This window comes from Pseudofrankia coriaricola (assembly GCF_032027725.1).
In the GTDB taxonomy this organism is placed as follows: domain Bacteria; phylum Actinomycetota; class Actinomycetes; order Frankiales; family Frankiaceae; genus Pseudofrankia.
The window spans coordinates 1-26,225 of record NZ_JASNFO010000063.1 but is presented as its reverse complement, the minus strand read 5'-3'; the positions used below and the strand labels follow the sequence as shown (position 1 = coordinate 26,225).

General features: G+C 70.9%; 18 protein-coding genes and 2 tRNA genes. 8 read left to right on the top strand and 12 right to left on the bottom strand.

The annotated features are described in order from the left end of the window. Positions 1-302 precede the first annotated feature (302 nt). Both leuD and leuC read right to left on the bottom strand, forming a co-directional pair. On the bottom strand, positions 303-896 hold the full coding sequence (gene leuD, locus QOZ89_RS29775; protein WP_071050591.1) for a 3-isopropylmalate dehydratase small subunit: 594 nt from the start codon (positions 894-896) through the stop codon (positions 303-305). Positions 897-1,308: 412 nt separating this feature from the next. After that, a complete protein-coding gene (leuC, locus tag QOZ89_RS29770; protein ID WP_071050592.1) occupies positions 1,309-2,730 on the bottom strand; it encodes a 3-isopropylmalate dehydratase large subunit in 1,422 nt (473 codons plus the stop codon). A gap of 196 nt (positions 2,731-2,926) precedes the next feature. Here leuC and QOZ89_RS29765 point away from each other — a divergent pair, with 196 nt between their 5' ends. Both QOZ89_RS29765 and QOZ89_RS29760 read left to right on the top strand, forming a co-directional pair. Further along, positions 2,927-3,829, top strand: coding sequence for an IclR family transcriptional regulator (locus QOZ89_RS29765; RefSeq protein WP_083419094.1), 903 nt, complete (start codon positions 2,927-2,929; stop codon positions 3,827-3,829). A gap of 317 nt (positions 3,830-4,146) precedes the next feature. Further along, entirely contained in the window at positions 4,147-6,342 is a 2,196-nt protein-coding gene (locus QOZ89_RS29760; protein WP_071050593.1) for a serine/threonine-protein kinase, read from the top strand. 271 nt (positions 6,343-6,613) lie between these two features. Here the strand turns inward: QOZ89_RS29760 and QOZ89_RS29755 are convergent, their stop codons facing one another. After that, positions 6,614-8,368, bottom strand: a complete 1,755-nt coding sequence (locus tag QOZ89_RS29755) for a sensor histidine kinase (protein ID WP_071050594.1) — start codon at positions 8,366-8,368, stop codon at positions 6,614-6,616. Positions 8,369-8,656: 288 nt separating this feature from the next. Here QOZ89_RS29755 and QOZ89_RS29750 point away from each other — a divergent pair, with 288 nt between their 5' ends. Then, a complete protein-coding gene (locus QOZ89_RS29750; RefSeq protein ID WP_071050595.1) occupies positions 8,657-8,977 on the top strand; it encodes a hypothetical protein in 321 nt (106 codons plus the stop codon). 357 nt (positions 8,978-9,334) lie between these two features. Here the strand turns inward: QOZ89_RS29750 and QOZ89_RS29745 are convergent. Together QOZ89_RS29745 and QOZ89_RS29740 are read right to left on the bottom strand one after the other, a co-directional pair. Next, positions 9,335-9,407: transfer RNA gene (locus QOZ89_RS29745), tRNA-Glu, on the bottom strand. A gap of 201 nt (positions 9,408-9,608) precedes the next feature. Continuing rightward, a tRNA-Gln gene (locus tag QOZ89_RS29740) sits at positions 9,609-9,680 on the bottom strand. 166 nt (positions 9,681-9,846) lie between these two features. On the opposite strand from QOZ89_RS29740, the gene QOZ89_RS29735 reads away from it, so the two are divergent. Further along, positions 9,847-10,626, top strand: coding sequence for a fumarylacetoacetate hydrolase family protein (locus QOZ89_RS29735; protein WP_071050596.1), 780 nt, complete (start codon positions 9,847-9,849; stop codon positions 10,624-10,626). 287 nt (positions 10,627-10,913) lie between these two features. Then, entirely contained in the window at positions 10,914-11,165 is a 252-nt protein-coding gene (locus tag QOZ89_RS29730; RefSeq protein ID WP_071050597.1) for a hypothetical protein, read from the top strand. 175 nt (positions 11,166-11,340) lie between these two features. On the opposite strand, the gene QOZ89_RS29725 is transcribed toward QOZ89_RS29730, so the two are convergent. From QOZ89_RS29725 to leuA, 7 genes are all read right to left on the bottom strand, one after another. Next, a complete protein-coding gene (locus tag QOZ89_RS29725; protein WP_083419109.1) occupies positions 11,341-12,024 on the bottom strand; it encodes a hypothetical protein in 684 nt (227 codons plus the stop codon). Positions 12,025-12,378: 354 nt separating this feature from the next. After that, the gene (cimA, locus tag QOZ89_RS29720; RefSeq protein WP_312626829.1) at positions 12,379-13,983 is read right to left on the bottom strand and encodes a citramalate synthase; all 1,605 of its coding nucleotides are present in this window, start codon (positions 13,981-13,983) and stop codon (positions 12,379-12,381) included. A 729-nt stretch (positions 13,984-14,712) separates the two neighbouring features. Continuing rightward, on the bottom strand, positions 14,713-15,417 hold the full coding sequence (locus QOZ89_RS29715; protein ID WP_007516342.1) for a Crp/Fnr family transcriptional regulator: 705 nt from the start codon (positions 15,415-15,417) through the stop codon (positions 14,713-14,715). 110 nt (positions 15,418-15,527) lie between these two features. Then, the gene (locus tag QOZ89_RS29710) at positions 15,528-15,914 is read right to left on the bottom strand and encodes a CBS domain-containing protein (RefSeq protein ID WP_071050599.1); all 387 of its coding nucleotides are present in this window, start codon (positions 15,912-15,914) and stop codon (positions 15,528-15,530) included. A 520-nt stretch (positions 15,915-16,434) separates the two neighbouring features. Then, on the bottom strand, positions 16,435-17,361 hold the full coding sequence (gene ilvE, locus QOZ89_RS29705) for a branched-chain-amino-acid transaminase (protein WP_071050600.1): 927 nt from the start codon (positions 17,359-17,361) through the stop codon (positions 16,435-16,437). Between the two features lie 397 nt (positions 17,362-17,758). Further along, a complete protein-coding gene (locus QOZ89_RS29700) occupies positions 17,759-18,793 on the bottom strand; it encodes a 3-isopropylmalate dehydrogenase (RefSeq protein WP_071050601.1) in 1,035 nt (344 codons plus the stop codon). A gap of 344 nt (positions 18,794-19,137) precedes the next feature. Beyond that, complete coding sequence (gene leuA, locus QOZ89_RS29695) at positions 19,138-20,847, bottom strand: 2-isopropylmalate synthase (protein ID WP_312626909.1); 1,710 nt, start codon at positions 20,845-20,847, stop codon at positions 19,138-19,140. Between the two features lie 760 nt (positions 20,848-21,607). Between leuA and QOZ89_RS29690 the strand changes: the two genes are divergently transcribed. The 3 genes from QOZ89_RS29690 to ilvC all read left to right on the top strand — a co-directional run bounded on the left by QOZ89_RS29690 (position 21,608) and on the right by ilvC (position 25,677). Further along, positions 21,608-23,515: an acetolactate synthase large subunit gene (locus QOZ89_RS29690; RefSeq protein WP_312626907.1), complete on the top strand. Its 1,908-nt coding sequence runs from the start codon at positions 21,608-21,610 to the stop codon at positions 23,513-23,515. Between the two features lie 384 nt (positions 23,516-23,899). Continuing rightward, entirely contained in the window at positions 23,900-24,427 is a 528-nt protein-coding gene (gene ilvN, locus QOZ89_RS29685; protein WP_071050603.1) for an acetolactate synthase small subunit, read from the top strand. Positions 24,428-24,684: 257 nt separating this feature from the next. Next, a complete protein-coding gene (gene ilvC, locus QOZ89_RS29680; protein WP_071050604.1) occupies positions 24,685-25,677 on the top strand; it encodes a ketol-acid reductoisomerase in 993 nt (330 codons plus the stop codon). The last annotated feature ends 548 nt before the right edge of the window (positions 25,678-26,225 follow it).

Here is a 26,225-nt window from a genome sequence, read left to right as displayed (position 1 = left end):
GTTCTGTTACCGTTTGGTCGCCCGCCGCCGCGACCGACGCGGCCCCGTTCATCCCTGAGCGCGCAGCGCGAGGCATTGGCGGCGGGGTCAGCGTCACTGCCCACCCTGTCCGCGGCCCGACACCCGGATCGCCAGTTCCTTCGGCGCGCTCGGCCAGAACGGCACCGCCGGGCCAGAAACCCCGCCTTACCGGGAGCCCTTCCCGAGACGGCCTGGTCCCCACCGCCCGCCGGGCGGCGGGGACCAGGCCTCCGCTTCCCCGCCGATCCGACGGGGACCCTCGCGCCACTCGACGCGGAGGATCAGGCCGACGCCGTGGTGGGAAGCCAGGACGGGCGGGTCTGCTCGAAGGCTGTGATGGCATCGGCGTGGCGGAGGGTAAGGCCGACGTCGTCAAGGCCCTCCATGAGGCGCCAACGGGTGAAATCGTCCAGCTCGAACGGCGCGACGATGCCCGCGCCGCGGACCTCGCGGGCCCCGAGGTCGACGGTGATCTCCGTCGCCGGGTCATCCTCGACGGCCAGGAGCAGCGCGTCGACGGTCTCGGCCGGCAGGACGACCGTCAGCAGGCCGTTGCCCAGCGAGTTGCCACGGAAGATGTCGGCGAACTTCGGCGCGATCACGGCGCGGAAGCCATGGTCCTGCAGCGCCCAGACGGCGTGCTCACGGGAGGAGCCGGAGCCGAAGTTCGGCCCGGCCAGGAGGATCGTGGCGCCGGCGTAGGCCTGGTTGTTGAGCACGAACGACGGGTCGGTCCGCCACTCGGAGAACAGGCCCGCGCCGAAACCGGTCCGCTCGATGCGCTTGAGCCAGTCGCTGGGGATGATCTGATCGGTGTCGACGTCGCTGCGCCGCAGCGGCACCGCCCGGCCGGTGTGCGTGGTGAACGCCTCCATCGGGCGCTCTCCCTTCCTGACGAGGTCTGAGAAGTTGTTCAGGTCGTGACGTTCAGCGGCACGTAAGCGAGCTGGCCCGGAGGCGCGCCTCGCGGAGGCCCGGCCCACGCGCGAGGCGAAGGGCTCCCGGACAGGACCCGCTGTGGCCTGGTGACGTGCAGTGGTGGGTGACCCCGCGGCGCGGAGGCGCACCTCGCGGAGGCCCAGCCCACGAGCGAAGCGACGTGGGTTGGGCCGCAGCGAGGTCGCCGGAGCGCCCGTGAGCGGAGGAGGCGGACCTCCCAGATTGGCTCCGCAAGCTCCGCCAATCCGGCAGGAACCCCGTCGCGCGGAGGTCCCTCGGGAGCGAAGCGAGTGAGGGGCCGGAGCGCGGTGCCCGGACGGAGCGAACCAGAGACACAGCGAACCAATGTCACAGGTCGGCGGGAGCGGCGAACCGGCCGGTGACGGCGGTCGCGGCGGCGACCTCGGGCGAGACCAGGTGGGTCCGGCCGCCCTGGCCCTGCCGGCCCTCGAAGTTGCGGTTCGAGGTCGACGCGCTGCGCTCCCCCGGCTTAAGCGTGTCCGGGTTCATCCCGAGGCACATGGAGCAGCCCGCGCTGCGCCACTCGGCTCCGGAGGCGCGGAACACCTCGTCCAGGCCCTCGGCCTCGGCGTCCGCCTTGACCTGCATCGAGCCGGGGACGACAAGCACTCGCAGGCCGGCGGCGACCTTGCGGCCGCGCAGGATGTCGGCGGCGGCCCGCAGGTCGGAAAGCCGACCATTCGTGCATGAGCCGATGAACACCGTGTCGACGGCGATCTCGCGCAGCGGGGTGCCGGCGGTGAGGCCCATGTAGGCCAGCGCGCGCTCAGCGGCCGCCCGGGCGCCAGGGTCGGCGAACGAGGCCGGGTCCGGCACGGAGGCATCCAGCGGGACGCCCTGGCCGGGGTTGGTTCCCCAGGTGACGAACGGCGTGAGCGTGCTCGCGTCGATGACCACCTCCCGGTCGAACACCGCGTCCTCGTCGGTCGCCAGCGTCTTCCAGTAGGCGACCGCCGCGTCCCAGTCTGTGTCTCGGCCGTGCTCCGCCGCGGAGCCCTTCGGCGCGTGGGGGCGGCCCTTCAGGAACTCGAACGTCGTCTCGTCGGGAGCGATCATGCCCGCGCGGGCGCCCGCCTCGATCGACATGTTGCAGACCGTCATCCGGCCTTCCATCGACAGCGACCGGACCGCCTCGCCCCGGTACTCCAGGACGTAGCCCTGCCCGCCGCCGGTGCCGATCTCGGCGATGATCGCCAGGATCAGGTCCTTGGCGGTGACGCCCTCGGGCAGCGCGCCGTCGACCGTGATCGCCATGGTCTTCGGACGGCCCTGCGGCAGCGTCTGGGTGGCCAGCACGTGCTCCACCTGGCTCGTGCCGATGCCGAACGCGAGCGCCCCGAACGCGCCGTGGGTGGCGGTGTGGCTGTCGCCGCAGACGACCGTCATGCCCGGCTGGGTCAGGCCCAGCTGGGGGCCGACGACGTGCACGATGCCCTGGCCGGGGTCGTTCATCGGGTGCAGCCGGACGCCGAAGTCGGCGGCGTTCTTGCGCAGCGCCTCGACCTGGGCGCGGGAGACCGGGTCCGCGATCGGCAGCAGCGTGTCGGTGGTCGGGACGTTGTGGTCCTCGGTCGCGATGGTCAGGTCCGGCCGGCGGACGGGCCGGCCGGCGAGCCGCAGCGCCTCGAACGCCTGCGGCGAGGTGACCTCATGCACAAGATGCAGGTCGATGTACAGCAGATCGGGCTCACCGTCGGCACGTCGCACGACGTGCGCGTCCCAGACCTTCTCCGCGAGTGTGCGCCCCATTGGCCCACTCCTTCTCTGACAATGTCGCAGTGCTGTGTCGTCGCAGTGCTGTGTCCCGCCGCCGGCCAGCCCAGCCGTCTCGCCCTGAGACGGCACCCTCGGCGCTTCCGTTCGAAAGTCACCGTTCGAAAGTCACTGTTCGAAAGTGGCCGTTCGAGGGTCGCCGTCTCAGCGATTGGGATGGCAGTATCAACGTATGGAACAGCGTATCCCCTCTCCGGGCCTGGCCGTCGGCACCCCTGGGCTCGGCGCGGACAGCCTCACCGGCGCCGACGGCATCGGCACCCAGGAGGTGACCAGCGGGGTCGGCGTGCTGGACAAGGCGGCGCTGGTGCTCTCGGCCGTCGAGGCGGGCCCCATGTCGCTCGGCGAGCTGGTGGCGCGCACCGGGCTCAGCCGCGCCACCGCGCACCGGCTCGCGATGGCGCTGCAGACGCATCGGCTGGTCGGGCGGGACGCGGACGGGCGGTTCGTCGCCGGGCCGCGCCTGGCCGCGGGGTCGGCGACCGCCGCGCTGTGGCCGCTGCCCTGGCAGGTACTGCAGGCCGCCCCGACGGTGCTCGCGGAGCTGCGGGACGCCACCGGGGAAAGCACCCAGCTCTACGTGCGCCGTGGCGCCGAGCGGGTGTGCGTCGCGGCCGCCGAGAGCGGCAGCGGGCTGCGGGACACGGTCCCGGTCGGCGCCATCCTGCCGATGACGGCCGGGTCCGGCGCCCAAGTGCTGCTCGCCTTCGTCTCCGGCGACGATGCGGGCGGTGGCGAGGCGCCCGGCCAGGGACCGCGAACCGGAGGTGTCCCGGCCGGCTCGGTGTTCGACGAGGCGGTGCTGGCCGAGGTGCGCGCCCGCGGCTGGGCGCAGAGCGCCGGCGAGCGCGAGGCGGGGCTCGCCTCGGTGTCGGCGCCGGTCCGCGGTGCCTCCGGCGCCGTGATCGCCGCGCTGTCCATGTCCGGGCCCGACGGCCGGCTCACCCGTGCTCCGGGCGAGCTGTTCGGCGCCACCGTCGCGGCCGCCGCGGACCGGTTGTCCCTCATCGCCGGCTACACACGGGTGTCACATGTGACTACCCCCAGCGGACTACCCGCGGATGCGACAGCGTAGCCTTTTCCGTGTCGTCCTGGGTGATATCGGTAGTCTCAATGCCGGTACGTCAGGGTCGGTGGTCGCACGGTCGTGGCATTTCAGGCCGTGGCACGCCGGCGACCACTGGCCCCGGCCGCTGCTCCGGACCCGGCCCTGTGGCGTCGGTCCGGACCAGCCGGCCACCCGCCCAGGACCGACACGAGCCGTCGTTCGGGGGGTCGGACGGGCGGCTCGGGCGAGATCGTGACCGGGCATGCCGCGCGCCCCGCCGCGGCCTCGCCGTCGTGGCCGTCACCCGCCTCCCGCTGGGCGGCGCGTAGAGGGGGAGTCTGGCAGTGCGCACACTCGGCTCGCGGTACGTCCTGCACGAGCTGCTCGGGCAGGGCACCACCGGCGAGGTGTGGCGGGCCAGCCGCCGCGACGACGGTGCCGCCGTCGCCGTGAAGATGCTGCGCCCCGAGTTCGCCGACGACCCGGTAGTGGTCGACCGGTTTCTGCGAGAGTGGCAGATCCTCTACGACATTGACAGCCCCGATCTGGTACGCGTTCTCGATCTGGTCAACGAGCGGGACGCGCTGGCGATCGTCATGGAGCTCGTCGAGGGCACCGACCTGCGCGAGTACCTGCGCCACGAGGCGCCGCTGCCGGTCGACGAGGCCGTACGGATCGTCATCGACGTGCTGTGGGCACTCGACAACGTGCACGGCGCGGGCGTGGTGCACCGCGACGTCAAGCCGGAGAACGTGCTGCTGGAGAGCCGCGGCAACGGCCCGGCGGTCCGGCTCACCGACTTCGGTATCGCCCGGATGGTGGACACCCTGTCCCGCGGCCGCACCCCGGCCACCGGCCCGATCGGCACACCGCTCTACATGGCCCCGGAGCTCGGCACCAGCACGCCGCCCACCCCCGCCGTCGACATCTACTCCGCCGGCATCGTGCTCTACGAGCTGCTCGCCGGCATGCCGCCATTCGACGAGGCGAACCCGGCCGACATGCTCGCCGCGCATCGCGAGCAGGAGCCGCTGCCCATCAAGGGCGTGCCGCGGCCGGTGTGGGACGTTCTGGCGGCGATGCTGGCCAAGTCGCCGGCGCACCGCCCGCCGACGGCCGCCGAGGCGGCGCGCGCGCTGGAGTCCGCGCTGCGCCGCGACCGGGACCGCGACCTGGACCTGGACCTGGACGACGACCGGCGGCGAAACGACGACCGGGACTGGGACCGTCGCGAGGACACCTGGGAGCGCGGCGTCCCGGACCGCCGGAACGAGGCCGGCGACGCCATGGCCGGCGCCGGCGGCCGGCGCACCGCCGCCGCTGCGGCCGCCGGTGCGGGTGCGGGTGCGGCGCTCGGCATGACGAAGGTCGCCCACGCCGAGGCCGGCCAGGGAGGTCCGCCATACGGACCCGGCCGGGGCTACCCCGATGACGACTGGAACCCGGACGCGGCCACCGGCCTGATGCCGCCCGTGCCGGGGCCCCGCCCCGGCGGGCCGCGCGGCGGCGGCGCCTGGGACGACGACCACGACGCGCCGACGGGCATACTCCCGCCCGTCCCCGGCGCCGGCCCGGGCGGCCCGCGGCGCGGCTGGGACGACGATGACGAGCCGCCGACCGGCGGCCAGCCGGTCCGGGTACCCGGCCGCGCCGGGGCGACCCAGTCCGACCGCAACACGGTGATCTCGGCCATTCCCGCCTCGCGCCAGCCCGCGCCCGGAGGTGGCGGCGGACGGCCCCCCAGCCAGAACAACCGCCAGCAGCGACTCAAGATCGCCGCCGGAGCGGCGCTCGTCGTCGCCCTCATCGCGGGCGCCGGCGGCTGGGCGCTGGCCGCGTCGACCGGCGGCCAGTCCGGGGCCACCGACACCGGCAGCGAGTCCTCCGTCGGCGCGCCGGGCGTCAGGTCGACCCCGTTCGTCGACACCTCCGGCAACATCATCGACCCGGCGGCCACGGCGCCGTATGCCACGGTTGTAAACGGCACGACAGTCATGGTCACCCCCAAGTCCTCGGCCTCCGGCGCGTCGACGAAGCCCGGTTCTCCGTCGAACTCGACCGCCGCCGGCGCGCCGACGACCAGCGCCGCCCCGACGACACCGTCGACCGCGACCGTCCCCAACCTGATCGGCCAGAACGTGAGTGACGCTCAAGCCGCGGTCGCCGACGCCGGTTTCACCAACCAACTGCAGACGCAGCAGAAGTGCTTCGATTCGGACACGCCGATCGGGGAGATCCAGTCGCAGGCACCGGCCGCGGGCTCCCGGGCGGACAGGTCCACCACGGTCTCCGCGGTTGTCGCCGGCGACTGCGTCACGGTGCCCAACGTCGTCGGGATGTCGGTTGCCGACGCCAAGTCCGCGCTGGAGAGTAGAGGCTTCGCCGTGGGCTACCCATGGGGGACCTGCGACTATGGCACCTCCAGCGTCACCGGCCAGAGCCCGGCGAACGGCTCACGGCAGCTCCGATCAAGCTGGGTGAACATCGCCTACGACTGCAAGGCGTCGCCGCCGCCGCCCTCGTCCCCGTCAAGCGGCTGACCCTGGCCATCTGAACTGAACAGTCCGGCCCGCCCCGCGTCTCCGGGGTGGGCCGGACTGTTATCCCGACCAGTGCGGCACGTCAGTGACCCGACCCGGCTGCCCGGCGGCAGGTCGCTCGCGGGTGTGGACGACACGCCGCGTTGGCGCTGGCGGTAGGGACGCCGGCACCCGGACGAAACCACGCCGGCCCGAACGACCCGACGCTCCAGCGGGTGGTGGCGCGGCCAGGACAGTGATTGTCGGACCCCAGCCACAGGCCGCTGGCGTGTCAGCCTGAGCGGTCCAGGGGGAAGTCGTCGGGTGTCCGCCAGGACGACGCGACGCGGCGCCCCAGCGGGGCGGAGTGGCCAGGACCACCGCCACCGTCCAGGGCGATGCGGCCAGGGGCGGGGGCGTCGGCAGGGATGGGCCCGTGGGAGGGCCAGTCCCAGCGCGGCGGGCGCTGGCCCGCCAGCGGCGGCGTGGGGGCCAGCGCGGGCTCGTCGTGGGGGTAGTCCTGGGCCAGGCGCTCGGGACGCAGCCCCGGCAGGTCGGGCATGTTCGGAAGGTGGGTCGGGTCGTTGGTGGGCAGCGACAGCTCGGCGGCCCACATGTCGACCTCGACGTTGATCTCGCCGCCGTCCGCCGTCATCCGCAGCCGGCCGCCATGCACCTCGACCAGCCGGCGCACCACGTACAGGCCCATGCCAGCGCCGTCGATCGACCTCGTCGCCGAGCCGTCCCGCTGAGTGAACGGCTCGAACAGCCGGTCGATCGTCTCCTTGTCGAGGTCGGGCCCCTGGTTGCGGACCCGCAGCACGACCTCGTCACCGACCCGGCCCGCGATGAGACGGACGGGGGTCCCCGGCCAGGAGTGCACGAGCGCGTTGTCGACCAGGTTCGCGACCACCTGGTGCAGCGCCTGGCGGGACATCCGCACCGGCAGGTGCTCGGGCAGGTCGACCGCCACGGCGCCCGCCATGGAGGCGTGGCGCAGGCTGCCGAGCGCCTCGTGGACCACCTCGGGCAGGTCGGAGACGGTGTTGTCGTCGATGCCGGTCGCGGTCGCCGCGGTCAGCATGTTCTCCAGCAACCGGGACAGCCGCTCGGAGGAGTTCAGCGCCGAGTCGAGCATGACGTCCAACTGCTCGTCGGACATGCGGTGGCGGCGGCGGCGGATCGTCAGCAGGTTGCCGCGGATGCCGGCCAGCGGCGTGCGGAACTCGTGGGACACCGTGGCGACCAGGTCGGTGCGGATCTTCTCGGTCTCCTCCAGCCGCGCCATCAGGCTCTGCTGGCCCTCGTAGAGCTGGTGGCGGTAGCGCTCCGTCCGGCGGCGCTCCTTTTGGTTGTAGTGCCAGAAGACGACCTGGGCGCAGGCGAGCGCGACGATGAAGCCGGCGTGCATCGCGGCCAGCATCAGTGCGCTGTGCCGGGCGTTGTCGGTGAGCGCGCCCGGGCTGACCAGGTAGCGCAGCACCAGGTTCGAGATGAAGACGAACCCGATCGCCAGCACGTACACGGACCAGTCCTCGTACAGCGCGATCAGCGCGACGACGACGAAGAAGTGGAAGTACATCGGGCCGAGCCCGTCCGAGAGGTGGACGAGCACCACCGAGCAGCACAGCAGCCCGAGGCTCGCGGCCAGCGCCCGGACCCGTCGCGCGCCCGGCAGCGCGGCCGCGCCGAACAGCAGCAGCGACGGGCTCGCGGCCGCCAGGCCGTGCGTGAGGCTGAAGTCGCGCAGGAGCGCGTAGCCGACGATCGCCGGCAGGTGCAGCGCGAGGATCCACTTCAGCAACCGGTGACGAGCGGTCCAGTCCTCGAACGGCAGCCGGTGGCCGTGGGGCACCAGGCTCGCGACCCACCCGCCGGCGCGGCCGGCCCTGCTGTGCGCATCCGTCTGGCTGGGCTTCTCGGCCTGCCGGTGACGCTCGGCGGCGGGACGCTCAGACCGGACACCGACGTGTTTGGTCCGCGCGGCGCGCGCCCGCTCATGCCGACGCCGCGCCCGCTCTCCGAAGGGGGGACCGGCGGCGGACATCCGCGCAAGTTTCTACCGAGACGACCGGTAGCCGCCATGGTTGTCAAGGGTGGTGTGTGATGGCGACAGTGTCCACTTTTGACTAGGCACTCAGGACCAGCCCGGAACAGGCTAGACGGAGCATGGCGCCGCAAGGCGGCCACCGACAGTGTGGTCCGCGTCGGCGCCCCAAGGGAAGCCTTCGCTTCCACTGGTTTCGCGGACAACGGTGTACGGGTCACAAGCCCGTCACTGTCGGCGAGACAGCACCGTCGCAGGTCCCAGGTTGTTGCCCACGAGGAGGACACCGTGCCCCCAGTCGCCCTGACCGTCGCGTCTGCCCCGGCCTGCCTGTCGTCCCGGCGAGCCGCCGCCGTCGCCCCGTGCCCGAGCACCACGGAGGCTGTCCCGATGCCCGCGCTCGCGCCCGTCCTCCCGGAGCAGCCGGCCGCGCGTCCCCACCTGCGCCTCGTGACCGCCGCCGCCTCGCCTCGGGTCGACGACGTCGACGAGGCCGAGGTCATCGAGATCGTCCACGGCCACGGTGGCCCCGCCTCCTGCCGCTGCCGCGCCTGCACGATGGCCCGGCACCCCGCCGCCCTCCTCCCCCGTCTCACCGTCGTCCGCTAACCGGACCGGGAGAGAAGTAGCCGCCATAGCCACTCGCGCCTGCCTGGGCTTTCCAGCTCAGGCAGGCCGCGGAGGCATCGCGAACAGCAAGAAGCCCGTCAGATCGCTTGGATGATCTGACGGGCTTTCAAGCTTCTTCAAGCAACCCCCGAGCCTGTCGAAGCCAGACACCGGGCGTCCGGGGATGACCGCCGGAACAACATGGCAGCCAACGGGAAGATGACCGAAAGGTCATCAACTCAAGCAGCCCCCGAGCCTGGCGAAGCCAGACACTGGGGGTCCGGGGGTGGCCCCCGGAGCAAAATCGCGGCCGACGGGAAGATGACCAAAGGTCATCGAGCAGCATCGGCCAGCTCGTAGCCCCGACCGGATTCGAACCGGCGCTACCGCCTTGAGAGGGCGGCGTCCTAGGCCACTAGACGACGGGGCCAGACTTTTAAAAGCATCTACCACGCGCTCGCCGCAGTATGTCTCCACCCCGCGACGTCCCACACCATACACGACATCCGCCCGCCCCAGTGGGGGGTGTCGGGGGGCGAAGCCCCCTGACACGGGGGTTCCAGGGAGCCGCCCCCCTGGGCAGACATCGAGGCCCCGGGGAGCCGATCAACGATCGGCGAACAGGGCCTTGCTGGGGTACCAGGACTCGAACCTAGACTAACGGAACCAGAATCCGTTGGGCTGCCAATTACCCCATACCCCATGGGATGCCCGCGTGGGCGTTGCCTACTGTACCGCATCCCGCGAGGGTGGTTCGCTCCCAGGTCGGGAGATCGAACCGGCATCGAACCGGCCCGGAGAGAGCCGCTCCGGCACGGCCTAGGGGTGGGCTGCGGGGACTGGGTGGATGGGCTCGATACGGTCGCTGCGTGCGTATCGCTAGGTTTACAGACGGCTCGGAGCCAGCCTTCGGCGTGGTGGAGGGCTCGGTCGAGCGCGGCGAGGCGACCATTGCCGCCCTGACCCCCCACCCGTTCGGGCCTTTCACGTTCACCGGGGCCCGCCGGCCGCTTGGCGAGGTGCGGCTGCTGGCGCCCGTGCTGCCGAGCAAGGTCCTCGCGGTCGGCAAGAACTACGCCGACCACGTGAAGGAGATGGGTGGCGACGCCCCGCCCGAACGCCCGATCCTCTTCCTCAAACCGTCGACCAGCGTCGTCGGCCCCGGTGACCCGATCATCCATCCCGACCCGACCAGCCGGATGGACTACGAGGGCGAACTGGCGATCGTCATCAGCCGGCTGTGCCGCGATGTACCGCAGGAGCGGGCGATGTCGGTCGTGCTCGGATTCACATGCGCGAACGACGTCACGATGCGCGAGCAGCAAAGTGCCGACGGCCAGTGGACCAGAGCCAAGGGCCACGACAGCTTCTGCCCGCTCGGCCCGTGGATCGAGACCGACCTCGACCCTTCGAACGTCGGCCTCCGCACCACCCTCGACGGCGAGGTCCGCCAGAACTCCACCACCGCGGCCCTCATCCACACGATCCCGCAGCTGATCGCCTACATGTCGGCCGCGATGACGCTGCTGCCTGGCGACGTCCTCCTCACCGGCACACCCGCCGGCGTCGGCCCGATGCGCCCCGGCCAGACGGTCGCCGTCACCGTCGGCGGCGTCGGCACCCTCACCAACCCCGTCACCGCCCGCTGATCACCGTCACTCGCTCTCAACCCCTCAGAGCCTCGGCGCGGGTACCGGGCCGGTCCGCCACCGTGGGTGACCGGCGCGACGAGACGGGGCAGCCTGCCCACGCTCGGCACTGTGAGCTGGACCTCGGCCGGGTGGCTGTCAGGCCGGCGCGAGCATGGCAGAGAATTCGGAGCAGATCCGGCGGTGTGCCGTAGCCGGGGTATGAAGACCCGGTCACACGACTTAGGTCAGCGGACCGCCGGTGGGGGTCCACTGACGAACGAACGGAAACGGACAGAAGGAGCGGCATGACCGAGGCCGTCTACGAGGTTGGCGCACCGGAGCCCAAGCCGATCGACGAGGAGCTGAGCGTCAAGCTCGGTCACCTGGCGGAGGACGCGATCCTGCGCGGCAAGCCGAACCGCGACGAGCGGTGCGACAACTGCCTGTACTACCTGGACACCGACAAGGACATCTCGTACTGCTGGCACCCGAAGCTGCGGATCCTGGTCGGCGGCCCGTGGTGGTGCCAGTGGTGGGAGGAGATCCCCGAGGACTGACCACAGTCCGAGGCAGGACGGTTCCGAGGCAGGACGGTTCCGAGGCAGGACGGTACCGGCGGGCCGGGGCAAGCGGGCACGGTGTGCGCGCGAACCCGGCCCGCCGTCGCGTCAGGGACGCTGTTGCCTCCGACGGTCACCCTCACAAGATCCCGGGAAAGGCCCCCGGAAAGGTCTAGCGGCGGTGCCCGGCCGCGCGGCGGGTGTCCCGGGGCTCGGTGGTCGCCTCGGCCGCCGACCGCCCGGCCCGAGCCAAGGGCGGCGAAACGAGCCACGGGTGGCGCAGGTCGTGGTACGTCGGCTCACCGGTGAGCTCACGCATGTCGAAGAGGACCTCCTCGATCTCCGGGAGCTGTTCGCCATGCTCGCCGGCGCGCGCCAGCTCCTCGGAGCTGAAGTAGAACACCCGGACGAACCGGCCGTCCGGGCCAACCGCGGCCAGACCGCCGATGATGTCCTGCCGGCCCTCCGGAAGGTAGCGGAGCAGTTCCTTCTCCAGGGACCGCAGCCGCCACGGGTCGGTGGTGCGGCCCTGGATGACCTGCACGAAGCCCGCGTCGTCGGAGCCACCCTCGATCATCAGCACGGCGTCGGCGAACTCGGTGGTGACCACCGGGCCCAGGAAGAGCCGCTCCGTCCTGGCCCACCATTCCCGGTGGTCGGAGCGGGCCGAGAGCTTTGCCAGTGCCTCAACCGAGGCGAACCGGCTGAGACAGATAAACCGGTCGTCCTCGGTGATGCCGGCCGTCGAGCCCAGCCAGCCAGGCGTGCCCGATCCGATGTCGGCAAGCCACCGCTCGTGCTGGGCCCGCATCGCTGCGCGGTCCGGCACCCTTCCCTGGATCACCTGCAGAAACATCACGACCTCCGCGCCGCGTCCCACCCGTAACCACGAACGGACGGACCGTAACCCCGGACGGCCACAACTTCGAACCGATCTTCAGGGTGTCGGTGACAGCGGCCGTCCAGGCCGCGGCGCCACCGCCTCCACCGGTCCGACCTCACATGAGCGCCGTCCCCAAGGGAACACCGGGCCCGACAAAGGGCACTCACGGCTGGCCGGCTGGCCGCCGTCCAGGCCCGCCAGTCGGCATCCACCGCCCAGACCCAACAAGGCCACGCCCCGAAGCGAACGTGGACCCCCGACCCCCCGACCCCCCGATCGCGCGGGTCACGTCTGACGCCCGTCCAGGGCCGTCAGACGGTCAGACGGTCAGACGGCGGTGGGGTCGGGGAGTTCGCCCTGGCGACGCAGGCCGTGGGTGACGGCGTCCTGCAGGGCCTGCCAGGAGGCCGCGATGATGTTCTCGTCGACGCCAATGGTGTTCCAGCGTGACTGGCCGTCGCTGGTCTCGACCAGCACCCGGGTCACGGCGCCGGAACCCTCCCGCCCGTCGAGGATGCGCACCTTGAAGTCGGTCAGGTCGACGTCCTTGAGGCCCGGGTATGCCTTCGCGAGTGCCTCGCGCAGCGCCTTGTCGAGCGCGTTGACCGGCCCGTTCCCCTCGGCCGTGGAGACGTGCCGCTCGCCGCCGGTGGTGAGCTTCACGGTCGCCTCGCTCACGATCTCGCCGTCCGGGCGTTGCTCGACGATGACCCGCCAGCTGTCCAGCGTGAAGTAGCGCTCGGCTCCGTACACCTCGTCGCGCAGCAGCAGCTCGAAGCTCGCCTCGGCGGCCTCGTAGGAGAAGCCGTTCGCCTCGCGCTCCTTGACCAGCTCGACGATCCGGCCGAGGGCCTCCTTCTCGTCGGAAAGGTCCAGGCCCAGCTCGCGGCCCTTGAGCTCGATGGTGGCCCTACCCGCGAGCTCGGAGACCAGCATTCGCATGTCGTTGCCGACGAGGGCCGGGTCGATGTGCTGGTACATGTCCGGGTCGATCTTGACAGCGCTGGCGTGCAGGCCGCCCTTGTGGGCGAAGGCGCTCGCGCCGACGTAGGGCCGGTGGGTGTCGGGCGTCGAGTTGGTGATCTCGTCGATGGCGTGCGAGACGCGGACCAGCTCGCGCAGCTGGCCGGTCGGCAGCACCGGCGTCGAAAGCTTCGTCTCCAGGCCGGCGACGACGGTGAACAGGTTCGCGTTGCCGCAGCGCTCGCCGTAGCCGTTCGCCGCGCCTTGGACGTGGGTGACGCCCGCCTGCACGGCTACCAGGCTGTTCGCGACGGCGCAGCCGGAGTCGTCGTGGCAGTGAATGCCCAGGCGCGCCCCCGTGCCGTTGATCACGGCGCGCACAGTCTCGCCGATCTGGGTCGGCAGCATGCCGCCGTTGGTGTCGCAGAGGACGACGACGTCCGCGCCGGCCTCGGCGGCGGTACGAACCACTTCCAGCGCGTAGGCGCCGTCGGCGTGGTAGCCGTCGAAGAAGTGCTCGGCGTCGACGAAGACCCGCTTGCCCTCGGCGCGCAGATGAACGACCGTGTCGCGGATCATCGCCAGGTTCTCGGCGGGCGTGGTACGCAGCGCGCGCTCTACGTGCCGGCGGTCGGACTTGGCGACCAGGCAGACGACCGGGGTGCCGGCGTCGCGCAGCGCGGCCACCTGCGGGTCGTCGGCGGCGGTCTTGCTGGCGCGCCGGGTGGAGCCGAAAGCGGCGAGCTTGGCGTTACGCAGGGTGAGCTCGGTCTGGGCTCGGCGGAAGAACTCGGCGTCCTTCGGGTTGGAGCCGGGCCAGCCGCCCTCGATGAAGCCGACACCGAGGTCGTCGAGGTGGCGGGCTACCGCCAGCTTGTCGGCGACGGAGAGCGAAAGCCCCTCCTGCTGCGTGCCGTCCCGCAGAGTCGTGTCGTAGATGTGCAGGGACTCGGGGTCATATGGCCGCACGCTGCGCCTCTCACGGTGTCTCGCCCACAGGCCTCGGGGTACGCAACCCAACCGCATGGTCGCGCGTGCTCTGGCCGTATCGCCTGTATGCCTCCGGGGCGGGCGCCTGGCGAGCCTGCTCGCGCGTCCTTCGGCCTGATTCCCAAGCGTAGGACCGTCGAAGGGCGAAGAACATCACGCCGGCCGGGGCCCGCAGTAATCCCTGGGACAGCCATCCGTCGGCGAGGCGAACGCGGATACGTGCCCTCGCCCGTCGGATGTCGACGGGACCGGTCGGCTCTCCATCGCGGCCGGTCCTGGCGATGGCCGTCTCCCAGGGCTCGTCACGCGTCCGGCCCACTAGGGTCGGGTGACCGGAGCGCGCGACGAAGACGGGTTCACCGCCGGGTGTCCACCTTACGACGTAACACCCGCGACACGCCGCCACTGTGTCCCAGGTCGCCCCCGTTAACCTGCCCAGCTCAGCGCCGGTCTGTGAGGCCGGAAATCACCCGAACGCCAGACGGCCTCTGGCCACTCGCCCGCACGGAATGCGGCGAGCCAGGCCCTGCCCAGGGCGCGGCTGAGCCCCGCGCGTCACCTCCAGCACCGCGCGGGGACAGCAGAACGTGCGCCTGGACGGCCTAGGCCAAAGCCGCTCCCCCGGAAGATCGGCTGGCGCCGATCTTCCGGGGACCCCTGCGGCGATGATGGCGGAGCCTCGCGTGGCCGGAGGCCGTCAGACACGGCCTAGTCGCCAGCGAAGCGACGGAGGCGGTCCAGCTGGAGAATTGTGATCGTCTGGCCCTCGGAGAGGATCCACGTACGCCGCTCGAACTCGCGCAGGGCCTGGTTGACCGACTGGCGAGAACCGCCGAGCAGCGAAGCGATCTCGGTCTGGGTGAGCCCCAGCTCGATGACCGGCCGGCCGGCCTCGCGCGTCCGCATCAGCAGCAGTTTGGCGACCCGGCGTGGAAGATCCAGGAACACCAGATCCGCGTTGGCCCCGGTGAGCCGGCGCACATGCGCGACCAGTGCGCGGATGAGCTGCTCGGCCACCGCCGGGCGCTCCTTGACGAGCTCCCAGACGGCGGTCCGGTCGAGCACCAGCGCGGTGCTGGGCTCGAGGGCCTCGACACTCGCCGACCGGGTGCCCGGCTCAACGATGTTCAGTTCGCCAATGGTCTCTCGCGGGCCGTGGATGTTCAGCACGTGGTCACGGCCGTCGTCGGCCTTCGTGAGCACCTTCAACCGGCCCTGGGCCACCACCAGCAGGGTGTCCGCGGGCTCCCCCTCAGTGAAGACAACCTGGCCCCGCCGGTACCGGCGCGTCACCGCGCGGGCAGCAAGCCGCCGCAGGTCCTCCTCGTCAAGTTCCTTGAGCAGCGTGGTCGCACGGAGCAGCGCGACCGCCTCGTCGTCGTCGAGCATGGGCGAGACGTTAGCGGCTTTCACCGGTCTCTTGCTGCCCACATCACGCAGAACACGCCCGAATCGGGTTTCTGACGGGTGCGGCGCCGTAAATGCGCCAACCTCGCGCCAAACAGGGGCGACGCCTGCCATCGCTAGGTGGTTACGCGCTGCTGGTTCCAGCAGCGCACAACGTCACGCATCGACAGAACCCCAGCCACCGAACCACCCTCAGTCACAACGAGGTGGCGAAAACCGCCCCGGAGCATGGCGTCGGCGGCGGTATCGAGCGACCAGTCCGGGTCCGCGAACACAAGGTCACGGGTGAGATGGTCGGCGGAGACTTCCACGTCCGGGTCCTTGCCCGCGGCCAGCGCCAGCAGGATGTCCCGCTCGGTGAGGATGCCGTAGCCCGCACCGTCGGTGTCGAGCACGACCGCCGCGCCGACCCCGCGCCCGGCCATCAGCCGCGACGCCTGCCGGAGGGTGTGCCCTGGACCGATCATTAGCACCAAAGCGCTCATTCCATCCGAAACCCGCATGAGAACCTCCGACCGGACGGCGCTTGTGCGCTTGTGAAATCGGCTATGGAGGCAAGGTAAGGTTCAATCCGCCATCTGACCAGACCCCCGATTCCACTCGGCGCGTCGCGTGCCACGGCCGGCTCACCGCGCCGCGGGGTCCACGCCCTGCCCAGAGGTGCTACGGCGTAGCCATCCGCGGGCCAGAACACACGCCGCAAAGCGACGCGCCCCCGGCTGTTTCCAGCCGGGGGCGCGTGCGGAGCCGTTCGTGGTCACGCCCAGCGCGCCCACCTCACCGCCCCCTACAAGGACCAGACCAACCCCGCCCATGAGCACCGGTGCCGCAACCACACAACCGGGCGCGAAGCGTCCGGAGTCGCGAGGGAGACGGGCGCTCCGTCCGCGAACGGACCAACGCACCCGGCCCATCGACCCCAACCGGGACCAGCCACGGCTATACGCACCAACCCGTAACCAGGCCGCTCGGGCGCCCGGCGCCCGAGGTCAAGCGAGTAGGGGAGGCGCGAAGCGCCGATTCCTACTCGCTGACGTATTCGTTCCAGTCCTTGTAGCGGTCGAGCTGGCCGGTGGTGGCCTGGTGGAAGATCTCGGCGATCTCGCGGGTGACCAGGCCGGGGCGGCCGGTACCGACCGCGCGGTCATCGACCTCGGCGATCGGGACGATCTCCGCGGCCGTGCCGGTGAAGAACGCCTCGTCGGCGAGGTAGATATCGGTACGCACGATGTGCTTCTCGATCACGTCGTAGCCCTGGTCCGCGGCGATCTGCATGACGGAGGCCCGGGTGATGCCGCCGAGCGCGCCGTCGGTCAGCGGCGGGGTGACGAGGGTGCGGCCGGTGACGATGAAGACGTTCTCGCCTGAGCCGTCGGCGATGTGGCCGGTCGGGCTGGTGAGGATCGCCTCGTCGTAGCCGCCCTTGATGGCCGCGACCTTCGCGAGCGACGAGTTGAGGTACTGGCCGGTGGCCTTCGCGGCCGGCGGGGTGATGTTGACGTCGTTACGCCGCCAGCTGGAGATGATGACCCGGCAGCCCTTCTCCAGCGCCTCCTCGCCAAGGTAGGCGCCCCACGGCCAGACGGCGATCATCGACTCGACCTTGGACGGCAGCGGGTTGAGCCCCATCTCGCCGTAGCCGAGGTAGACCAGTGGCCGGATGTAGCAGGACTGGATGTTGTTCGCCATGACGGTGTCCTTGGCCGCCTGGACGAACTGCTCCTGGGTGAAGTCCGGCTCCATCATGTAGATCTTGGCGCTGCGGTAGAGCCGGGCGATGTGGTCGGTCAGCCGGAAGACCGCGCTGCCGCGAGGGGTCTCGTACGCACGGATGCCCTCGAACACCCCCCAGCCGTAGTGGAGGGTCGGGGTGAGGACGTGGATGCGAGCGTCGTCCCAGGCGACGAACTCCCCGTTCATCCAGATCTTCGAGGTAGGCGTGATGGCCACGGGCGTACTCCTCAGCAGGGCACCGACAGGAAGTCCGGTCGAGCGGAGCTCGACACCGGGGGTCCGGGGACCCGGGGGTCCCCGGGCGGATATCGCGGGCCACGGGAAGCTGACTAATGGTCAGCGAACAAGGTGACCCGCACGGGGCCGAGCTTCGCCGTGGTCGGGCCCTGCCGGCTGCCGTCGTACCGGTTCTACGGCTCTTTCGAGGATAGCTGTTCGGGGTCCGGGTGAGGAGTCGTGATGAATATCGGACGTCCATCGATCGGACACGGGGCCGCCCGACCAGGTGGGCTGGTCGGGCGAAGCCGGACAGGAGGCCAGGGCCAGCCCGGGACCGTCTGCCCGTCGGCGTCGCGGGGTCCCGAGCCGACGGGGAGACGGTTCGCGGCCGGGGCTAGGCGGCGGAGTTGGAGCGCTCGGCCAGGTCCTCGCCGACCTCGCGGGTCGAGAGCGGCTGGCCGGGGGACGCGGCGCGGGCCGCGAGCGAGGCGGCGACCGCCCGCTCGACGCGGGCCGCCTCGGCGGTGAGGCCGAGATGGTCGAGCAGCATGGCGACCGAGGCCACGGTGGCGGTCGGGTCGGCGACGCCCTTGCCGGCGATGTCCGGGGCACTGCCATGAACTGGCTCGAACATGCTCGGGTGCGCGCCGGAGGGGTCAAGGTTGCCGCTGGCCGCGAGCCCGATGCCGCCGGTGATCGCGGCTCCGATGTCGGTGATGATGTCGCCGAACAGGTTGTCGGTGACGATCACGTCGAACCGGCCCGGGTTGGTGATGAAGAACATGCTCGCCGCGTCGGCGTGCTGGTAGTCGACGCTGATCTCGGGGAACTCCGGCGCGACCTCGGCCACGGTCCGCGACCACAGGTCGCCGGCCTTCGTGAGCACGTTGTTCTTGTGGACGAGGGTGAGCTTGTGCCGCGGGCGGCGCTGCGCCCGGCGAAACGCGTCGCGCACGACCCGCTCGACGCCGAACCGAGTGTTGATGCTCTCCTCGGTCGCGATCTCCTGCGGGGTGCCCTTGCGCAGCACACCCCCAGCACCGGCGTACGGCCCCTCGGTGCCCTCCCGAACGACGACCATGTCGATCGTCGGGTCGCCGGCCAGCGGCGAGGTCACCCCCGGGTACAGCTTCACCGGGCGCAGGTTGACGTGGTGGTCGAGCTCGAACCGCAGGCGCAGCAGCAGGCCGCGCTCCAGCACGCCGGAGGGCACGCCAGGGTCGCCGACAGCGCCGAGCAGGATCGCGTCGTGCCCCCGGAGCTCCCCGAGCACCGAGTCGGGCAGCGTCTCGCCGGTCTCCCGCCAACGGCGCGCACCGAGGTCGTACTCGGTGGTCTCCACCTTGTCGTGCACCGCCCGAAGGACCCGCAGGCCCTCCGCGACCACCTCCGGGCCGATCCCGTCGCCACCGATAACCGCAAGCTTCATGGCTGCTCAGCCTATCCGCCGACCAGCGAGCGCTCTCGGCACACGGACCGCCGGCCCAAGCGACCTCGTCGAGCCGCTACTACGCAAAGCATCCAACCGCACACGGCTGAGAGCCCCGCTGCCGCGGTCAGCGGCCCAGCCGGAGGGCCGGACTGGCCCCGCTCCCAGCTCAGAGAGGTCCCCGGTCTCTCGCGCGCCCGCTCCAACTCCGAATCGTGTCGGATTACCAAGCCTAGAGGCCGCGCGGGTTGGCATTCCGACTCGGTCATCCACGACCCATGCGGAGCGTGTCGGATGGGCGAGCCTCTAGGCTCGCCCATCCGACACGGTTGGCGTTCCTGGGCTCAGCCCGCGGCGGACGTGACCTCCGCACGGGCCCGGGCGGCGCGGTTGACCGCGCTGACGACGGCGCGCAGCGAGGCGGTGACGATGTTCGGGTCTACGCCGACGCCCCAGAACACCTTGCCGCCGGCGGCGTCCTCGACCTGGACCTCCAGGTAGGCGGCGGCGCGGGCATCGGCGCCGGCGCCGATCGCGTGCTCGTGGTAGTCGTGCACCTTGACCGTCACGCCCCTGGTTGACAGTGCGTCGACGAACGCGTCGATCGGCCCGTTGCCGACGCCGGTGAGTACCTTCTCGGCGCCGTCCTGGCGAACCGAGACATTCACCTCATCACGCGCGCCCCCGCCGGCCGACGTCGTGAACCGGACGACCTCGAGCGCCGCCTGACCCGCGGTGGAGTCCAGGAAGTACTCCGCGCGGAACATGTCCCACAGCTCGGAGGCGGTGACCTCGCCGCCCTCGCCGTCGGTATGCCGCTGGACGACCTGGGAGAACTCGATCTGCAGCCGGCGCGGCAGGTCCAGCCCGTGCTCGGACTTCAGCAGGTAGGCGACGCCGCCCTTGCCCGACTGGCTGTTGACCCGGATGACGGCCTCGTAGGTGCGGCCGACGTCCTTCGGGTCGATCGGCAGGTACGGAACCTCCCAGACCCTCTGAGCGGTCCGCTCCATCGCCTCGAGGCCCTTCTTGATGGCGTCCTGGTGGGAGCCGGAGAATGCCGTGTAGACGAGGTCGCCGCCGTACGGGTGCCGCGGGTGCACGGGCAGCTGGTTGCAGTACTCGACGGTCCGGCGGATCTCGTCGATCTCAGAGAAATCGATCATCGGGTCGATCCCCTGGGAGAACAGGTTCATCCCCAGCGTCACCAGGCAGACGTTGCCAGTGCGCTCGCCGTTGCCGAACAGGCAGCCCTCGATCCGGTCGGCGCCGGCCAGCACGCCCTGCTCCGCGGCGGCGACCGCGCAGCCGCGGTCGTTGTGCGGGTGCAGCGACAGCACCACCGCGTCGCGCCGGGTCAGGTTGCGGCCCATCCACTCGATCTGGTCGGCGTACACGTTGGGCGTCGACATCTCGACGGTGGCCGGCAGGTTCAGCACGACCGGGCGGTCCGCCGTCGGCTCCCAGACGTCCATCACGGCCTCGCAGACCTCGACGGCGTAGTCGAGCTCGGTGCCGGTGAACGACTCGGGGCTGTACTGCCAGCGCAGGTCGGTGCGGTCGTCCAGCAGCTTCTCGGCGTACTGGACGGTCCAGCGGGCGCCCTGGACAGCGATCTCCGTGATGCCGGCCCGGTCCTGGCCGAAGACGACCCGCCGCTGCAGCGTGGACGTCGAGTTGTACAGGTGCAGCAGCGCCCGGCGGGAGCCGACCAGGGACTGCACGGTCCGCTCGATCAGCTCCTCGCGGGCCTGGGTCAGCACCTGGATGGTGACGTCATCCGGGATCAGGTCGCCCTCGACCAGCTGGCGGATGAAGTCGAAGTCGGTCTGGCTCGCGGCCGGGAAGCCGACCTCGATCTCCTTGTAGCCCATCCCGACCAGCAGCTCGAACATCTTCAGCTTGCGTTCGGGCGTCATCGGGTCGACCAGGGCCTGGTTACCGTCGCGCAGGTCGACGCTGCACCACATCGGCGCCTTCGTGATCTGGGCGTTCGGCCACGTCCGGTCGGGCAGCGGTACCGGCTGGAACGGCCGGTACTTGTCGATGGGCATGCCAGACGGGACCTGCGGGTTGTTGATCACTGCATCTGCTTCCTGTCGGGACCCTCAGCTTTGAAGGCCACCCGGGGTGCGGCGGGAGGCTCCACGCCCCGCCTTCGGACGCGCCGCGCCCGACCTCTGTGGTCTGGGGCGGAGCAGAAGTGCGGGGGGAGCCTGATTCGAGGCCGGTGACTTGGCTGGGTATGCGCGAGCAGACTCCGCGACGAGGAAGCCAGCCGGAAAAGTCAGGCCCCGCCGCGGCAGCTAAGGAGCAGGCCGCCCAGCCGTAGCCGCGGAAGCGGCGACGGCTGCAAGACAGGAAGCGAGGCATACATGGCGTCAACACACTACCCCAGTCGCGGGCCTCGTCCAGCTCGTCCAGCTATGGACCAGCCAGGAGAGCCCGCCCCACGCCGACTCCGCTCGGCTCAATCTCGCGTGACCAGACCGCCTCGCCCCAGCGCCGCCGGTCCGGCTCTCCTGGCTCCGGCCGTGACGGGTGTGGCCAAGGTCCCAGAACACAGACGACTCGCGGAGGTGACTTGACTCGCGCCGCGATCGTCCGCCAAGGTAGGTGGGTGCGTCAGAGCCTTCTTGTACGCGGAGAGCGTGCGTAGTCGACCCGCCCCAGCCAGTCTGGGACCGACTCGTACGCAGCCCCTCAGTGCCCTTGGCACGGGGGGCTTTTTAGTGCCCTCAGTGACATCAAGGACGCAGCCACACAGGAACGTCAGCACTCGGTGACACCACGTATGAAACGAGAGTCGGGCCCATCCGGCCAGACCCTGAACTCCCAGCAAGCCTCCCGATCGGCGATGCCGGTCCGGGGGGAACCCGGCGCCCAGGCCGCGGCGCCCGCCCCACCCCCGGCCAACGTCAAGGAAGACGGCAGATGACTAGAGAGATCACCGGAGCCCAGTCGCTCGTCCATTCCCTGGAAGCGGTCGGGGCCGACGTTGTCTTTGGCATCCCGGGCGGCGCGATCCTGCCCGCCTACGACCCGCTGTACGACTCGACGCGGGTCCGGCACATCCTCGTCCGCCACGAGCAGGGCGCCGGGCACGCCGCGGAGGGCTATGCGCAGGCGACGGGCAAGGTCGGCGTCTGCATGGCCACCTCGGGCCCGGGGGCGACGAACCTGGTGACCCCGATCGCCGACGCCTACATGGACTCGGTGCCGATCGTCGCCATCACCGGCCAGGTCTCCCGGCCCGCGATCGGGACGGACGCCTTCCAGGAGGCGGACATCTGCGGCATCACGATGCCGATCACGAAGCACAACTTCCTGGTCCAGTCCGCGGACGACATCCCGCGCACGATCGCCGAGGCGTTCCACCTGGCGTCCACCGGCCGGCCGGGCCCCGTGCTCGTCGACCTGCCGAAGGACGTCCTGCAGTCGGTCACGTCGGTGCTGCCGCACGAGGTGTGGCCGCCGGCGCTCGACCTGCCCGGCTACCGGCCGGTGACCCGCCCGCACGCCAAGCAGGTGCGCGAGGCGGCCAAGATGATCAGCTCGTCGCGCCGGCCCGTGCTCTACGTGGGTGGCGGCGTGATCAGGTCCCGCGCCGCCGCGGAGCTGCGCATCCTCGCCGAGCTGACCGGCATCCCGGTGGTCACCACGCTGATGGCGAGGGGCGCGTTCCCCGACTCGCACCACCTGCACCTGGGCATGCCCGGCATGCACGGCTCGGTGGCGGCCGTCACCGCGCTACAGAAGGCCGACCTGCTGATCGCGCTGGGCACCCGGTTCGACGACCGGGTCACCGGCAAGCTGTCGACGTTCGCGCCGCACGCGCAGATCATCCACGCCGACATCGACCCGGCTGAGATCGGCAAGAACCGCGCCGCCGACGTGCCGATCGTGGGCGACTGCCGGGAGGTCGTCGCCGACCTGATCGGCGCGCTGCAGGCCGAGGGCCGCCCCGACCTGGGCGGCTGGTGGGAGCAGCTGAACAGGTGGCGCGGCACCTACCCGCTCGGTTACACGGAGCCCACGGACGGCTCGCTCGCGCCGCAGTACGTCATCCAGCGGATCGGGCAGATCGCCGGCCCGGACGCCGTGTACACCGCGGGCGTCGGCCAGCACCAGATGTGGGCGGCCCAGTTCATCTCGTACGAGAACCCGTACACGTTCCTGAACTCCGGCGGCGCCGGGACAATGGGCTACGCGGTGCCGGCGGCGATGGGCGCCAAGGTCGGCCGTCCCGACACGACCGTGTGGGCGATCGACGGCGACGGCTGCTTCCAGATGACCAACCAGGAGCTCGCGACCTGCGCGCTGGAAGGCATCCCGATCAAGGTCGCCGTCATCAACAACGGGGCGCTCGGCATGGTCCGCCAGTGGCAGACGCTGTTCTACGACAAGCGTTACTCGAACACCGACCTCGGCACCCACCCGGCCAGCTCCCGCACCGGAGTGAAGCGGGTCCCGGACTTCGTCCGGCTCGCCGAGGCGCTCGGCTGCGTCGGGCTGCGCTGCGAAACGGCCGCCGACGTCGACAGCACGATCGAGAAGGCGATGGCGATCGACGACGCGCCGGTGGTCATCGACTTCGTCGTCCACCCCGACGCGATGGTGTGGCCGATGGTCGCCGCCGGCTCAAGCAACGACGACATCAAGGTCGCCCGCGACCTCGCTCCCGACTTCGACTACAGCGGCGACGCCGAGGTCAACATCTAATGCTGGTTCGCTCCGTCCGGGCGCGGCGCTCCGGCCCCTTGCTCGCTTCGCTCCCAAGGGACCTCCGCGCCGCGTCCTCCTCCGCTCACGGGCGCTGCGGCGACCTCACTGCGGCCCAACCCCTTCGCTTCGCTCGGGGCCGGGCCTCCGCGAGGCGCGCCTCCGCGCCCAGCGCGGTCGCCTGCCGCTGCACGTCACCAACCCACGAGAACAAGGCCGAGGGCCCGCTCGAGGACACATCGCTGCGCTCATGGACGGGGCTCCGCGGAGACGCGCCTCCGCGCCGCGTGGCTGGGTTCGTGATTCGTCGTGAACAGACCGGACCTGGTGCTCGGCGTTTTTCGATCGAGCACGCCACAGGATCTTTGGAAGGGCAATGACGCCGTGACCACCCACCACACGCTGTCCGTTCTCGTCGAGAACAAGCCCGGAGTGCTGGCCAGAGTGGCCAGCCTGTTCTCCCGGCGCGGCTTCAACATCGAGTCGCTGGCCGTCGGGCCGACCGAGCACAGCGACATCTCCCGGATGACGATCGTCGTCGCCGTCGACGAGCTGCCGTTGGAGCAGGTCACCAAGCAGCTCAACAAGCTCGTCAACGTGCTGAAGATCGTCGAGATGGACTCGGACGTCTCGGTCCAGCGCGAGCTGCTGCTCGTCAAGGTGCGCGCCGACGCGGCCGCCCGCTCGCAGGTGCTCGAGCTCATCGGCCTGTTCCGCGCCAAGGTCGTCGACGTGGCCTCCGACGCCGTCACCGTCGAGGCGACCGGTACCCGTGACAAGCTGGACGCGCTGGTCCGGGTCCTGGAGCCGTTCGGGATCAAGGAGCTGGTCCAGTCCGGCATGGTCGCGCTCGGCCGAGGCTCCCGCTCGATCACCGACCGAAGCCTGCGCGCCCTGGAGAGAACCGCCTGACCGCCCGCCGGGGGTAAGATCACCGGTCGCACCTCCGGTCGAGGCCCGCAACCTGCGCGCCACCACCGCGGGACACCTCGGCCCAAGGCTTACGGGCAGCTCACGCAACCTGACAGCCTGGCTCCGCTCAGATGCTCTACACCCAGCCCCAAGACCAACCGAGGGAGGGCGCTCAGCGCCCGACCAGGCGGAGCGGCCCGCGGGCGCGCCAGCGCCCTTCGGGCCGATCGCCACACGCAACGAGGAGATCGCGCACGATGGTCGAGATCTACTACGACGACGACGCCAACCTGGAGGACCTCGCCGACCGCAAGGTCGCGATCATCGGGTACGGCAGCCAGGGCCACGCGCACGCGCTGAACCTGCGGGACTCGGGCGTCGACGTCCGGGTCGGCCTGCCGGAGACCAGCAAGAGCCGCGCGAAGGCGCAGGAGGAGGGCCTGCGGGTCGTCACCCCGTTCGAGGCCGCCGCCGAGGCGGACATCATCATGATCCTCGCGCCCGACACCGCGCACCGCAAGATCTACGCCGAGTCGATCCTGCCCAACCTCAAGGCGGGCGACGCGCTGGCCTTCGGCCACGGCTTCAACATCCGCTACAACCTGATCACCCCGCCCGAGGGCGTGGACGTCTTCATGATCGCCCCCAAGGGCCCGGGCCACCTGGTCCGCCGGGTGTTCCAGGAGGGCAAGGGCGTGCCCTGTCTCGTCGCGGTCGAGACCGACGCGACCGGCAAGGCCCTGGCGACCGCGCTCGCCTACGCCAAGGGCATCGGCGGCACCCGCGCCGGCACGCTGCGCACCACCTTCACGGAGGAGACCGAGACCGACCTGTTCGGCGAGCAGGCGGTGCTCTGCGGCGGCGCGTCCGCGCTGGTCCAGGCCGGGTTCGAGACCCTCGTCGAGGCCGGCTACCAGCCGGAGATCGCCTACTTCGAGTGCCTGCACGAGCTCAAGCTCATCGTCGACCTGATGTACGAGGGCGGCATCTCCCAGATGCGCTACTCGATCTCCGACACCGCCGAGTACGGCGACGTCACCCGCGGCCCGCGAGTGGTCACCCCCGCGGTCAAGGGCGAGATGCGCAAGATCCTCGACGAGATCCAGGACGGCACCTTCGCCCGCGAATGGGTCGCCGAGGACGACGCCGCCCGCCCGAACTTCACCAAGCTCGTCGAGGAGGGCAAGGCCCACCAGATCGAGAAGGTCGGCGAGCAGCTCCGTTCCATGATGTCCTGGATCAACAAATAGGGTCTGGCGGGCGGAATCGGCGCTTCGCGCCTCCCCGCCGCCAGACCATCGGGCGCTGAGCGCCCTCCCGGCTGGTCCCGGGTCCAGGCATATCACCGTGGTCCCACCTGGTTGGGGCTCGATGACGTGGTCGCGTGACGCATGCGCCGATGCGCCGTCGCCAGCCTTGGCGGGTTCGCGCTGGTTCGTCGGGCGCTGAGCCCGACCTCCCAGCAGACCTCCCAGCAGACCTCCCAGATCGCTTCGCGATCCGGCAGGAACCCCGGCTCCGCGATCCGGCAGGGACCCTGCTCCCGAGCTGGTCCGGGTCCAGGTATATGACCGTGGTTCCACCTGGTTGGGGCTCGATGGCGTGGCTGGGGCTCGACGGCGTGGTTGCGTGGCGTTTGCGCCGATGCGCCGTCGCCAGTCTTTGGCTGGGTCACGTCGGTCCGCCGCCCGCGGTTCGGGTACCGCCAGGGCGAATAACCACAGATCACCGCTCACGGGTCGTCGGGTGGCCCTCAGAAAACAGCCACCACACGACCCCCCGCGAATTGGACCCGTGG